We start from the raw sequence: 13,356 nt of genomic DNA on the forward strand, positions 1-13,356 counted from the left end.
TTAGAGGAAATGGATAATATTAATTGGGTATTAGCCACGCTAATAATTGAAAAGCCCGGTGGCGCTAGCGCTTACCGGGCCTGCTGATGAAGTTATTCTGCTTCTTTAACTTTTTTGACGTTTACGTCCATCTGCGGGTACGGGAAGCTGATGCCGTTGGCGTCGAAGTCGCGCTTGATGCGCTCCAGCACGTCCCAGTACACGTTTTGCAGATCGCTGCTCTTGCTCCAGATACGCACTACGAAGTTAATCGAGGAAGCGCCCAGTTCGTTCAGGCGAACGGTCTGCTCTTTATCCTTCAGAATGCGATCGTCTGAGGCAATGATGTTGCTAATCAGCGACTTCACCTGATCGATGTCGGAGTCGTACGCTACGCTGACGATCAGCTCGTTACGACGCACCGGCTCGCGGGAGAAGTTAATGATGTTGCCTGCAATGATTTTCCCGTTCGGCACGACCACGATGCGGCCATCGACGGTACGCATAGTCGTTGAGAAAATCTGCACCTGCAGCACGGTTCCGGCAATGCCGCCAAGGTCAACGTATTCGCCGGAGCGGAACGGACGGAAGGTGACCAGCAGAACGCCTGCTGCCAGGTTCGACAGCGATCCCTGCAGCGCCAGACCAATGGCCAGACCGGCGGCACCGAGAACGGCAATCACGGATGCGGTCTGTACCCCTACGCGCCCCAGCGCGGCAATCAGCGTAAAGGCGATAATGCCGTAGCGCACCAGTGCAGAGAGGAAGTCAGCGACCGTGGCGTCAATGTGACGGGCCAGCATCACGCGGTTGACCGCGTTCGATACAATACGCGCCACGATCATCCCGACGATGATGATGGCAATCGCCGCGACGATATTCACGGCATAGCTCAGTAACAGTGCCTGGTTACGCACCAGCCAGTTACCGGCATTATTGATGCTGTCTACAACATCGAGTTGTTCCATTTATTCTTCCTTTTGTTAAACCAAAACACAAAATCCATCCCCCATGGAGACAGGCAGGTCAGTAAAGGGTAAACAAAAAGCGCCCGATTTGCCAAACAGATCACAAAAACTGCGCTGGCAGGATATTGAAAATGCATAAAAAAAGGCCCGCATTTGCGGGCCTTCTGATGCTGTTAGCAGCTCAAATTACAGAACGTCGATCGCGTTCAGTTCTTTGAAAGCCTGCTCCAGACGAGTCACCATGGACGTCTGCGCTGCGCGCAGCCATACGCGTGGATCGTAGTATTTCTTGTTCGGCTGGTCTTCGCCTTTCGGGTTGCCCAGCTGGCCCTGCAGGTAAGCTTCGTTGGTTTTGTAGTATTGCAGGATACCGTCCCAGGTTGCCCACTGGGTGTCGGTATCGATGTTCATTTTCACTACGCCGTAGCTTACGGAGTCTTTGATTTCCTGAGCAGAAGAACCGGAACCGCCGTGGAAGACGAAGTTCAGGCTGTTGTGCGGCAGGTTGTGTTTCTTAGAAACGTATTCCTGAGAATCACGCAGAATGGTTGGGGTCAGAACCACGTTACCTGGTTTGTAAACGCCGTGCACGTTACCGAAGGACGCTGCAATGGTGAAGCGTGGGCTGATTTTGCTCAGCTCGGTGTAAGCGTAATCAACGTCTTCTGGCTGGGTGTACAGTGCAGAAGCATCCATGTGGCTGTTATCCACGCCGTCTTCTTCACCACCGGTGCAACCCAGTTCGATTTCCAGGGTCATGTCCATTTTGGCCATGCGTGCCAGGTATTTGGAGCAGATTTCGATGTTTTCGTGCAGGGACTCTTCAGACAGGTCGATCATGTGAGAAGAGAACAGTGGCTTACCGGTCGCCGCGAAGTGTTTTTCACCCGCGTCCAGCAGACCGTCGATCCACGGCAGCAGTTTCTTCGCGCAGTGGTCAGTGTGCAGAATAACCGGAACACCGTAGTGTTCAGCCATCTGGTGTACGTGGTGCGCACCAGAGATAGCACCCAGGATTGCAGCGCCCTGAGGAACATCGGTTTTCACGCCTTTACCTGCGATGAACGCAGCGCCGCCGTTGGAGAACTGAACGATAACCGGTGCTTTAACTTTAGCAGCAGTTTCCAGTACGGCGTTGATGGAGTCGGTACCCACGCAGTTAACTGCTGGCAGAGCGAAGTTGTTTTCTTTAGCTACCTGGAACACTTTCTGTACGTCATCACCAGTGATAACGCCAGGTTTTACGAAATCAAAAATTTTAGACATGTTGCTTAGTCCTGTATCTTCGGCCGTTAGAAAAGGTGCGAGCTCTTAAAAGCGCGCTGAAATTTGGGCAGGTTTCCCTGCCCTTGAATGGCTTACTTCTTAGCGCGCTCTTCGAGCATTGCTACTGCTGGCAGTACTTTGCCTTCCACGAATTCGAGGAATGCGCCGCCACCAGTGGAGATGTAGGAGATCTTGTCAGCGATACCGAACAGGTCGATTGCTGCCAGGGTGTCACCACCGCCTGCGATAGAGAACGCTTCGCTGTCTGCGATAGCGTTAGCAACGATTTCAGTACCTTTGCGGAAGTTCGGGAATTCGAACACGCCAACAGGACCGTTCCACAGGATAGTTTTTGCGTTTTTCAGGATTTCAGCCAGTTTCTGTGCAGAAACGTCGCCCAGGTCCAGAATCTGCTCTTCGTCTTTGATGTCGTTTACAGACTTCAGGGTCGCCGTCGCAGTTTCAGAGAACTCGGTCGCTACGCGAACGTCAGTTGGAACCGGGATATCGCAGGTGCTCAGCAGGCGTTTCGCTTCGTCAACCAGGTCTGCTTCGTACAGGGATTTACCAACGTTGTGGCCCTGGGCAGCAACGAAGGTGTTCGCGATACCACCGCCAACGATCAGCTGGTCAGCGATTTTAGACAGAGAATCCAGAACGGTCAGTTTGGTAGAAACTTTAGAACCACCAACGATAGCAACCATTGGACGAGCAGGTTCTTTCAGTGCTTTACCCAGCGCTTCCAGTTCGTCAGCCAGCAGAGGACCGGCACACGCAACGTCAGCAAATTTACCGATACCGTGGGTAGACGCCTGCGCACGGTGAGCCGTACCGAAGGCATCCATCACGAATACGTCGCACAGTGCAGCGTATTTTTTGGAGAGTGCTTCGTCGTCTTTCTTCTCGCCTTTGTTGAAGCGAACGTTTTCCAGAACAACCAGTTCACCGGCAGCGACTTCAACGCCGTCCAGGTAATCTTTCACCAGGCGAACAGGGTTAGACAGTTTGTCTTTCAGGTAATTAACAACCGGCAGCAGAGAGAACTCTTCGTTGTACTCGCCTTCGGTTGGACGACCCAGGTGGGAGGTTACCATCACTTTAGCGCCCTGCTTCAGAGCCAGTTCGATGGTCGGCAGAGATGCACGAATACGCGCGTCGCTGGTCACTTTGCCATCTTTAACCGGTACGTTCAGATCGGCACGGATGAAAACGCGTTTACCAGCCAGATCCAGATCGGTCATCTTAATTACAGACATGGTGAATCCTCTCGTTGATTCTTAAAGTTTTGCAGACGCACGATGCGTCTTACCTGAAACCTTGAGCGGCCATTGCTAACGTGGTGTCGAGCATTCGGTTAGCAAAGCCCCATTCGTTATCACACCAGACCAGCGTCTTGATAAGGTGTGCGCCACTGACGCGCGTTTGAGTGCCATCAACAATGGCGCTGTGCGGGTCGTGGTTAAAATCCACTGAGACCAACGGTAATTCCGTATAGTCAACTATACCATGAAATGCCCCCTGTGCCGCTTTTTGCAGCAAGAGGTTGACTTCACAGGCTTTTACCGGTTTTTTTACCGTCACGCTAAGGTCGATTGCGGTGACGTTGATCGTCGGAACGCGCACGGCAATCGCTTCAAAACGGTCATTGAACTGCGGAAAAATTCGGGTGATCCCTGCAGCCAGCTTTGTGTCCACCGGAATGATTGACTGGCTCGCTGCACGCGTGCGCCGTAAATCCGGATGGTAAGCGTCAATAACCTGCTGATCGTGCATGGCGGAATGAATCGTGGTCACGGTGCCAGATTCAATGCCATACGCATCGTCTAACAGTTTGATGACCGGAATAATGCAGTTAGTCGTGCAGGAGGCGTTGGAGACAATGCGGTGTTCGGCTTGCAGCTCATGCTGGTTGACGCCAAACACGACGGTCGCGTCGAGGTCGTTACTGCCGGGATGAGAAAACAGGACTTTTTTCGCGCCTGCCGCAAGGTGCGCTTCACCGTGTTCGCGGCTGCCGTACACGCCAGTACAGTCAAGCACCACATCCACACCCAGTTCACGCCACGGTAGCCCGGCGATGCTGCTCTCATGCAGTACGCGGATGGCATCGTCGCCGACAAACAGCCGATCTCTTTCCTGGCGAACATCCCAGGCGAATCGTCCGTGGCTGGTATCGTATTTCAACAAATGCGCCATGCCCGTAGCATCCGCCAGTTCATTGATTGCCACCACGGTTATTTCCGCCCGACGTCCGGATTCATACAAAGCACGAACCACATTACGCCCGATGCGACCGAAGCCATTAATCGCTACGCGTACGGTCATAGATCTCCTGCAAAGCTATCCCTGAGTCTGAGGTGGCTGAAAGAGTAATCCAGCTACGCCCGAAGGGGAATCCTTGCTGTCACAAACTGCGATTGATTGGTCAATTGTCGAACATTTAATCGACTGAAACGCTTCAGCAAGAATAAGCGAATCAGGGAATAAAAGGAATGTCTGTCCAGATGAATAAGCGAGCTATATGACTTGCGTCACATTTTAGGTGGAATAATGCCAACAAAAAAGCCGGGTGACGCGCTAGCGCTTACCCGGCCTACTTTCGTGCCATTTGTAGGCCCGGTAAGCGTAGCGCCACCGGGCAAAACAGCAATTACAGCAGTTCTTTCGCCTTCGCGACAACGTTCTCAACGGTGAAGCCGAACTCTTCGAACAGCAGCTCTGCCGGAGCAGATTCACCGAAGGTGGTCATGCCGACGATAGCGCCGTTCAGGCCCACGTATTTGAACCAGTAGTCAGCGATACCCGCTTCCACTGCAACACGAGCGGTAACAGCCTTAGGCAGAACGGATTCACGGTAAGCGGCATCCTGCTTGTCGAACGCATCGGTAGACGGCATGGATACCACGCGCGCCTTCACGCCTTCGGCAGTCAGTTTGTCCCAGGCCGCGACAGCCAGCTCAACTTCAGAACCGGTTGCGATGAAGATCAGCTCAGGCTGGCCTGCGCAATCTTTCAGCACGTAGCCACCACGAGCGATGTTCGCCAGCTGCTCTGGAGTACGATCCTGCTGCGCCAGGTTCTGACGGGAGAGGATCAGTGCAGTTGGGCCGTCGTGACGCTCAACGCCGTATTTCCACGCAACGGCAGATTCAACCTGGTCACATGGACGCCATGTGCTCATGTTCGGGGTTACGCGCAGGGAAGCCACCTGCTCTACCGGCTGGTGAGTCGGGCCGTCTTCGCCCAGACCGATGGAGTCATGGGTGTAGACCATCACCTGACGCTGTTTCATCAGCGCAGCCATACGCACGGCGTTACGTGCATATTCCACGAACATCAGGAAGGTAGAGGTGTACGGCAGGAAACCGCCGTGCAGGGAGATACCGTTTGCGATAGCCGTCATACCGAATTCACGTACACCGTAATGGATGTAGTTACCGGCGGTATTTTCGTTGATTGGCTTAGAACCGGACCACAGGGTCAAGTTGGAAGGCGCCAGGTCAGCGGAGCCGCCCAGGAATTCTGGCAGCCAAGGACCGAACGCTTCGATCGCGTTCTGAGATGCTTTACGGCTGGCGATTTTAGATGGGTTCGCCTGCAGCTTAGCGATGAACTCGTTCGCTTTCGCGTCAAAGTCAGACGGCATGTCGCCTTTCATACGACGGGTGAATTCAGCCGCTTCCTGAGGGAAGGCTTTCGCGTAAGCAGCGAACTTCTCGTTCCATGCCGCTTCTTTCGCCTGGCCCGCTTCTTTTGCATCCCACTGCGCATAAATGTCAGATGGGATTTCGAATGCAGGGTGTTTCCAGCCCAGTGCTTCACGGGTCAGCGCGATTTCCGCGTCGCCCAGTGGCGCACCGTGGGAGTCGTGAGTGCCCGCTTTGTTCGGTGAACCGAAGCCGATGATGGTTTTGCACATCAGCAGGGACGGTTTGTCAGTCACTGCGCGCGCTTCTTCTACCGCACGTTTAATCGAGTCAGCATCGTGGCCATCAACGCCACGCACAACGTGCCAGCCGTAGGCTTCGAAACGTTTAGCGGTGTCATCAGTGAACCAGCCTTCAACGTGACCGTCGATGGAGATACCGTTGTCGTCATAGAACGCAACCAGTTTGCCCAGCTTCAGGGTACCTGCCAGGGAGCACACTTCGTGAGAAATGCCTTCCATCATGCAGCCGTCGCCCATGAACGCATAGGTGAAGTGGTCAACGATGTCGTGACCAGGACGGTTGAACTGTGCCGCCAGGGTCTTCTCAGCAATCGCCATACCCACGGCGTTAGCAATACCCTGACCCAGTGGGCCGGTGGTGGTTTCTACGCCAGCGGTGTAGCCCACTTCCGGGTGACCTGGAGTTTTGGAGTGCAGCTGACGGAAGTTTTTCAACTCTTCGATAGGCAGATCGTAGCCAGTGAGATGCAGCAGGCTATAAATCAGCATAGAGCCGTGGCCGTTAGACAGTACGAAACGGTCGCGGTCAGCCCATGACGGGTTCTGCGGGTTGTGGTTCAGGAAATCGCGCCACAGGACTTCGGCGATATCAGCCATACCCATAGGGGCGCCTGGGTGACCGGATTTGGCTTTCTGTACTGCGTCCATGCTCAGCGCACGAATAGCATTAGCAAGCTCTTTACGTGAGGACATTTTAACTCCAGATCGGACTGTTAAAGGCCATGCCCTTGACGACAGCGCGTTTTGGGCTACGCCGGAAAAAAGTGCCAACAATGTAACCCAAGCGGCATGCCATGTACATGGAGCATTCTTTTGCAGCTTAAGAAATCTCTGGATCATGCTCGCATGTTGCGCAATCTGCTCGCCCGGCCTCGTAGATCTTCCTTATACTTAGCCCGACACCGGCTTCGCTGACGGTGCATTTTTCGGATTTTATTCAGATTAACGAGTACGGAAGCAACATCATGAAAATGCGTGCAATAGTGCTGGCCCTGGGTACAACGCTCCTGCTGAGCGGCTGTCAGAATATGGATTCTAACGGCCTGATGACCTCAGGCGCAGAAGCCTTTCAGGCCTATTCCCTGAGCGACGCGCAGGTAAAAGCGCTGAGCGACCAGGCCTGTAAAGATATGGACGGAAAAGCCACGCTTGCGCCGGCTAACAGTACCTACACGCAGCGTCTGAATAAGATCGCTTCCGCGCTGGGCGATAACATCAACGGCCAGCCGGTGAACTACAAGGTTTACATGGCGAAAGACGTGAACGCGTTCGCGATGGCGAATGGCTGTATCCGCGTTTATAGCGGGCTGATGGATATGATGACCGACAATGAAGTCGAAGCGGTCATCGGCCATGAAATGGGCCACGTTGCACTCGGCCACGTGAAGAAAGGGATGCAGGTTGCGCTGGGCACCAATGCTATCCGCGCAGCGGCGGCCTCTGCGGGCGGTATCGTTGGCAGCCTGTCACAGTCACAGCTTGGCGATGTCGGTGAAAAACTGGTTAACTCCCAGTTCTCACAGCGTCAGGAGTCCGAAGCGGATGACTACTCCTACGACCTGTTGCGCAAACGCGGTATTAATCCGTCAGGTTTAGCCACCAGCTTCGAAAAGCTGGCCAAACTGGAAGCGGGACGCCAAAGCTCCATGTTTGACGATCACCCAGCCTCAGAAGAGCGCGCACAACATATTCGCGACCGTATGGCCGCAGACGGAATTAAATAATTTGGGAAGGAGGCAGATTTGCCTCCTTTTTATTTCGCATGAATTGTTAACTTAACCGCACGTATCGATAACTCCCCGCAAAGCCCCGCCAAATCTGCACTTACCATTGAAATGTCTGGTCACATAATTATTGCAAACGTTACTCTTTCCGGTAATTATCCCTTCGCAGTTATTCAAATTAATATATCCAGACAGAGACGTTCCCTCCGTGAAAAAAGAATTATCATTAGTTGCTTTAAGCTTATTTGCCGCATTACCCGCCGCTGCAAGCCAGCAGTCCGACAGCCAGGGTTTTATTGACGACAGCCATCTGAACCTGTTTTTACGCAATGCGTACATCAGCCGCGATTACCATCAGGGCCAGCAGGATAAGGCCGAATGGGGCCAGGGTATTATTGCCACCTTTGAATCCGGTTATACCGAAGGGCTGGTGGGATTTGGCGTGGACGGAATCGCGCAGTACGGCGTGCGCCTGGACGGCGGCCGCGGCAAGAGCGGCGCGGGCGGCATCGACTTCTTTAAGCAGGAAGACGACGGCCGGGCAAAATCCGATCTGGCAAAGTTTGGCGCAACCGCCAAAATGCGCATCTCGAATACCGTACTGAGCTACGGGAATCAGCGCCCTGAGCTGCCCATCGTAAATGCCGACAGTTCCCGCCTGCTGTTTGAAAGCTATACCGGCACCATGCTGACCTCAAAAGAGATCGACGGTCTGGAAATCAACGCCGGTTACTTCACCGACGAGCAGCGTAAAAGCGACGATCGCCACGACAGCGGGCTGAAGAGCCTCTCCTTCGGCGGCGCGAGCTACCAGTTCAACGACCAGTTCAGCGGCGCGCTGTACGCCTCTCATAACGAAGAGGTGATGAACAAGCAGTACCTGGGCATGAACTTCAAACAGCCGTTCAGCACCGGACAGCAGCTGGTGCTCGACTTCAACGGCTATTACTCCCGTCTCGACCAGGGTTACGCTGACAGCCTCAACACCGGCCGCAGCAACACCATCTGGAGCCTGGCGGCAAGCTACATCTGGGATATTCACACGTTCAAAGTGGCGTACCAGCAGAGCAGCGGCAGCACCGGCTACAACTACGGCGGCTACCGCGATCGGGGCGGCGTGGGTGACGGCGGCAACACCATCTGGCTGGCAAACTCCTACTGGTCAGATTTCAACGGTGAAGACGAACGCTCGTGGCAGGCCTCGTACGGTCTGGACTTTGCGGGTCTAGGCCTGCCGGGTCTGAGCTGGACCACCGCCTACGTGCGCGGCGACAACATCAAAACGTCTGAAACCAGCAACGGCAAAGAGCACGAGTGGTTTAACCAGATCCAGTACCAGGTGCAGGATGGCCCGGCGAAAGATCTGAAGCTGAAGCTGCGCTATTCCGTCCTGCGCGTCTCCAGCAACGCCAGCGATTACAACGTGGGCGGAGACGAGATCCGCGCTTATGTGGAATACCCGTTTAACGTGTTCTGATGAAAAGAGCCGGGTGGCGGCTTTGCCTTACCCGGCCTACAGTTTTCTCCCTCTCCCTTTGGGAGAGGGTTGGGGTGAGGGGAAACAGCTAGTAAAGCGTCTTCTGCGGCGGCCCGGCAAACTTCAGGGCGCCAATCTGCCCCATTCGCACTTCCACCACCGACGGCCCCGGCATCGCCAGCGCTTCCGTCATCACGGCATCAAAATCCTCCGCTCGCTCAACGCTCCACGCCTGTAGGCCAATTGCCTGTGCCAGCAGGGTGAAGTCCGGGGTATGCAGCTCGTTGTAATACTGCCGCCCGCCGAAATATTTATCCTGAATGCCGCGCATCACGCCGTAGCCGCCATCGTTCATGATAAGCAGCGTCACGTTGGCTTTCTCCTGCGCCAGCGTCGCCAGTTCGCCAAGGTTCAGGCTCAGGCCGCCGTCGCCCACCAGCCCCACAACCTTGCGCTGCGGGTTGGCAATCGCGGTGCCGATCGCCATCGGCAGCCCCATGCCAATCGCCCCGGCCAGAGAGTGAATGTTCATCAGCGGGCCGTTGGCGCGGAACAGTCGGCTCCCCCACAGGCTGCCGGACACGGTGATATCGCGCACCAGCAGGCCGTCCTTCGGCAGCGCCTTCTCGATGGCATCGTTGAGCTTCGCGTAGGCGCCGCACTGCTCGCGCAGCCCCTGCTCGGCTTGCTCAACCGCCTGCCGCACCTGCGCATCCCACTGCGCGTTGCCCCACTCGCGGCCCTGAATTTTGTCTGCAAGCGCGCCAAGCAACGCGGAACAGTCGGCGACCAGCGTGTTGTCCATCAGGTAGTTACGGCTGGCCGCTGCCGGGTCGATATCAATCTGCACGCGCGGGGACGGCAGCTCAAGCGTCCAGGAGCGGGTTTCGTTGCTGCGCAGGCGCGAGCCCGCCACCAGCGTAAAGTCACATTGCGCGATGAGCCCCTCAACCGACGGCGAGTTGTGGAACGCCCGCAGGCTGGCGCGATGGCCGTCCGGCAGCACGCCGCGCGCGTGGGTGCTGGAGATAACGGTGATGCCCGCATCCGCCAGTTTTTTCACGGCGTCGGCGCTGCCCAGCGCCCCGCCGCCCAGCCACAGCAGCGGCTGTTTTGCCTGCTTCAGCTGCGCCCACAGCGTATGGACAACGCCCGCATCAACGTTCGCTCCCGACGCCGGCTTAACCGGCGCGGTCACCAGCGACAGCGGAATTTTCTCCCCCTGAATATCAATCGGGATTTCCACGGAGACCGGCCCGCACGGCGGCGTCTGCGCCTCCTGAATCGCTTTATGCAGAATCGCTATCGCCTGGCTGGCGTTGCTGATGCGGTACGCCCGCTTTGAGCTGGCCTTCAGGAAGGTCAGCTGGTCGCGGGTTTCATGGATAAACCCGGTGTCGGCATCCAGCCAGGCCTTTTCCACCTGCCCGGTTAAGTGCAGCAGCGGCGTGCAGGCGTTCATCGCTTCCACCAGCGCGCCTACCGCATTCCCCGCCCCCGCGCCGGTGCTGGTCAGCGCCACGCCGAGGCCGGAAAAGCGCCCGTGGGCATCAGCCATGGTGACGGAACCGGCTTCGCCGCGCGCGGGCACGAAGCGGATGTTGCCGCGCTGCCCTACCGCATCGGCGATCGGCAGGTTGTGAATGGAGATGACGCCGTAGATGGCCTCAACCTGATACTGCTCCAGCGTTCTGGCGATGGCGTCGCCGACGGTTATCATTTCGCTCATTGCTCACCCTTTCTCAGTCGCACCAGTGGTTGACGCCGTTACCCGTCGCCAGATAAATGCTCTTTTGCTGCATCCAGGCTTTTAGTCCCTGAATGCCTTTTTCGCGGCCCAGACCGCTCTCTTTAAAGCCCCCGAACGGGGTCGAAATGGCAAAGACCTTATAGGTGTTGATCCACACCGTGCCCGCTTCCAGCTGCTCGCTCAGGCGCAGCGCGCGTCCGGTATCCCGCGTCCAGATCCCCGCGGCCAGGCCGTAAACCGAGTCGTTCGCCTCGCGGATAAGCGTGGCTTCATCGCGAAACGGCATCGCCACCAGCACCGGGCCGAAGATCTCCTCCTGGCAGGCGCGGGCGCTGTTGCTCAGCCCTTCGATAATCGTGGGCTGGAAGAAGCTGCCGTTCGCAAGATTGGGATCGGCCGAGATCTCCCCGCCGCACAGCACGCGGCCCCCCTCGCGCTTCGCCAGCTCGACATATTCCTGCACGCTCTGACGATGCCTGTCATTGATCAGCGGCCCAACGTGGACGCCGTCGGTAAACGGATGCCCGACGCGCAGGCCGCGGGTTAATTCCAGCAGCCGCGCCATCAGCGGGGCGTAAATGCTCTCGTGGATAAACAGCCGCGAACCCGCGATGCACGCCTGTCCCGCGGAGCTGAAAATGCCGTAGCAGATCCCGCGCGCGGCCCGTTCAATATCGGCATCTTCCAGCACGATAGTCGGGGATTTCCCGCCCAGCTCCAGCGATGCCGGGATCAGCTTTTCTGCCGCGACGTGCGCCAGATGGCGGCCCGTGGTGGTGCCGCCGGTAAAGGAGATTTTGCGCACTTTAGGGTGGCGCGCCAGCGCATCGCCAATCACCGAACCTTTGCCCGGCAGCACGCTCAGCAGCCCGGCGGGCAGCCCGGCCTGCTCAAAGATGCGCGCCAGCTCCAGCGCCATCAGCGGCGTCGCTTCGGCAGGCTTCAGGATCACCGCGTTACCCGCCGCGATGGCCGGTGCAACTTTTTGCATTTCGCTGGCAATCGGCGAGTTCCACGGCGTGATGGCGGCCACCACGCCGAGCGGCTCATAGCGGCTCAGCGTCAGCACATCAGGCTGACGCGGGGTTGGAAGCTCCCCTTCCACCAGCTCGCAGGCGGCGGCAAAGTAGCGTGCCGTTCCCGCCGCGCTCAGCACCAGCCCGCGCGCTTCCGCCAGCGGCTTCCCGTTATCGCGGCTCTGCATCTGCGCCAGCTCGTCGACGCGGGATTCAATCAGATCGGCCACCCTGTGCAGGATCTTCGCGCGCATATGCGGCAGGCTGTTACGCCACGCGGGATCGCGCCACGCCCGCTCTCCGGCGTCTATCGCCTCCTGCAGGTCGTCCAGACTCGCCGCGTTCAGCGCAGCGTTGATCGACCCGTCTGCCGGGAAGTGGCTCTGCATCGGGTTGCCGCTGCCGCGTCGCCAGTGACCGCCGATAAAAATCTTCAGTTCGTCCATCGTCACTCCTCAGCTCAGGGCCAGCTCGCGGCAGGCGCGAACCGCGCTCAGTGCCGCAAGGGTGGAGGTTTTCGGATTGCTGGCCAGCGGCAGCCCGCTCAGCTCCAGGTGGAACTCGCCAAACATCCCTTCAACGTGCAGCGTGTGGGTGTTGCGTGTCGTTTCCGGGTCGACCATCAGCTGCACGCGCGTATCGTCCATTCCCACGCCGCCGAGCGCCACGGTTGCCGCCACGTTGGCGTTGGCCGGAAACAGACGCGCCGCCTCGCGGGCGCTGCCCTCAAAGAAAACCTTCGCCTCTGATACCGAACTGAGATCGATGAGCTGCTCGGCGTAGCTGCCGCGCCAGCTGGCCGGGCTTTTGCGCGACCTGTAGGTCACGCGCTCAAGCCCGCCCTCTTTCGCCGCCGCCAGCCCGTCAATGCCGGCAACCGCACCCGAGAGCAGCGTCAGCCTGCCGCCCGCCGCGAGCAGACGCTGCTCCAGCGCGCTGTCCGCCAGCGCGCCGGTGGAGATCACCGCCAGATGCCAGCCGCGACGCAGAATGCCTTCGCCGTACTGCGCCACCGCCTGCTGGCTGGCGCACTCCAGCACCAGGTCCGGCGTTTGCGCGCAATCCATCGGGGAGGCCAGCGCCACCGCCGCATCGCCAAACTGTGCCTGAATGGCGGCGTGGTGAGCTTCACGCGCCACAATCCAGCCGATAGCCACCCCGGCAGGCAGACGCTCAATCACCGCCTGCGCCATGGCACCAAAACCGATTAACATGATTTTTTTCATG

The 13,356-nt window shown here is 57.4% G+C and carries 10 protein-coding genes; 2 read left to right on the forward strand and 8 right to left on the reverse strand.

All coding sequences use genetic code 11. From position 1 onward, the window contains the following. Positions 1-92: 92 nt before the first annotated feature. The 5 genes from mscS to tkt form a co-directional block, all read right to left on the reverse strand. Positions 93-947, reverse strand: coding sequence for a small-conductance mechanosensitive channel MscS (mscS, locus tag ACWHWP_RS19255; RefSeq protein WP_047347930.1), 855 nt, complete (start codon positions 945-947; stop codon positions 93-95). 186 nt (positions 948-1,133) lie between these two features. Continuing rightward, complete coding sequence (fbaA, locus tag ACWHWP_RS19260) at positions 1,134-2,213, reverse strand: class II fructose-bisphosphate aldolase (RefSeq protein WP_042715531.1); 1,080 nt, start codon at positions 2,211-2,213, stop codon at positions 1,134-1,136. A gap of 92 nt (positions 2,214-2,305) precedes the next feature. Further along, positions 2,306-3,469 carry a phosphoglycerate kinase gene (gene pgk, locus ACWHWP_RS19265; protein WP_047347929.1) on the reverse strand — a complete coding sequence of 388 codons (1,164 nt, stop codon included), beginning with the start codon at positions 3,467-3,469 and terminating at the stop codon, positions 2,306-2,308. Positions 3,470-3,518: 49 nt separating this feature from the next. Continuing rightward, positions 3,519-4,538 carry an erythrose-4-phosphate dehydrogenase gene (gene epd / locus ACWHWP_RS19270; protein ID WP_059311658.1) on the reverse strand — a complete coding sequence of 340 codons (1,020 nt, stop codon included), beginning with the start codon at positions 4,536-4,538 and terminating at the stop codon, positions 3,519-3,521. Positions 4,539-4,863: 325 nt separating this feature from the next. Continuing rightward, positions 4,864-6,855: a transketolase gene (tkt, locus tag ACWHWP_RS19275; RefSeq protein WP_047347927.1), complete on the reverse strand. Its 1,992-nt coding sequence runs from the start codon at positions 6,853-6,855 to the stop codon at positions 4,864-4,866. Between the two features lie 272 nt (positions 6,856-7,127). Between tkt and loiP the strand changes: the two genes are divergently transcribed. After that, positions 7,128-7,886 (forward strand): metalloprotease LoiP, encoded by a 759-nt coding sequence (gene loiP, locus ACWHWP_RS19280; RefSeq protein ID WP_021242066.1) that lies wholly within the window; start codon positions 7,128-7,130, stop codon positions 7,884-7,886. Positions 7,887-8,094: 208 nt separating this feature from the next. Further along, entirely contained in the window at positions 8,095-9,363 is a 1,269-nt protein-coding gene (locus ACWHWP_RS19285; RefSeq protein ID WP_447856168.1) for an OprD family outer membrane porin, read from the forward strand. A gap of 88 nt (positions 9,364-9,451) precedes the next feature. Here the strand turns inward: ACWHWP_RS19285 and ACWHWP_RS19290 are convergent, their stop codons facing one another. Genes ACWHWP_RS19290 through ACWHWP_RS19300 form a run of 3 tightly spaced genes read right to left on the reverse strand, consistent with a single transcriptional unit; the run spans position 9,452 to position 13,355 of the window. Next, positions 9,452-11,092: a thiamine pyrophosphate-binding protein gene (locus ACWHWP_RS19290; RefSeq protein ID WP_063428463.1), complete on the reverse strand. Its 1,641-nt coding sequence runs from the start codon at positions 11,090-11,092 to the stop codon at positions 9,452-9,454. 13 nt (positions 11,093-11,105) lie between these two features. Continuing rightward, positions 11,106-12,575 (reverse strand): aldehyde dehydrogenase, encoded by a 1,470-nt coding sequence (locus tag ACWHWP_RS19295; RefSeq protein WP_063428461.1) that lies wholly within the window; start codon positions 12,573-12,575, stop codon positions 11,106-11,108. Between the two features lie 9 nt (positions 12,576-12,584). Beyond that, complete coding sequence (locus ACWHWP_RS19300; protein ID WP_063428459.1) at positions 12,585-13,355, reverse strand: aspartate dehydrogenase; 771 nt, start codon at positions 13,353-13,355, stop codon at positions 12,585-12,587. Between the last annotated feature and the right edge of the window lies 1 nt (position 13,356).

The organism is Enterobacter sp. WI-ESBL-E8, from assembly GCF_053364895.1.

Coding starts and splice junctions, on each gene's coding strand:
- mscS (WP_047347930.1), bottom strand. CDS start 947: ATGGAACAACTCGATGTTGTAGACAGCATCAATAATGCCGGTAACTGG.
- fbaA (WP_042715531.1), bottom strand. CDS start 2,213: ATGTCTAAAATTTTTGATTTCGTAAAACCTGGCGTTATCACTGGTGAT.
- pgk (WP_047347929.1), bottom strand. CDS start 3,469: ATGTCTGTAATTAAGATGACCGATCTGGATCTGGCTGGTAAACGCGTT.
- epd (WP_059311658.1), bottom strand. CDS start 4,538: ATGACCGTACGCGTAGCGATTAATGGCTTCGGTCGCATCGGGCGTAAT.
- tkt (WP_047347927.1), bottom strand. CDS start 6,855: ATGTCCTCACGTAAAGAGCTTGCTAATGCTATTCGTGCGCTGAGCATG.
- loiP (WP_021242066.1), top strand. CDS start 7,128: ATGAAAATGCGTGCAATAGTGCTGGCCCTGGGTACAACGCTCCTGCTG.
- ACWHWP_RS19290 (WP_063428463.1), bottom strand. CDS start 11,092: ATGAGCGAAATGATAACCGTCGGCGACGCCATCGCCAGAACGCTGGAG.
- ACWHWP_RS19295 (WP_063428461.1), bottom strand. CDS start 12,575: ATGGACGAACTGAAGATTTTTATCGGCGGTCACTGGCGACGCGGCAGC.
- ACWHWP_RS19300 (WP_063428459.1), bottom strand. CDS start 13,355: ATGAAAAAAATCATGTTAATCGGTTTTGGTGCCATGGCGCAGGCGGTG.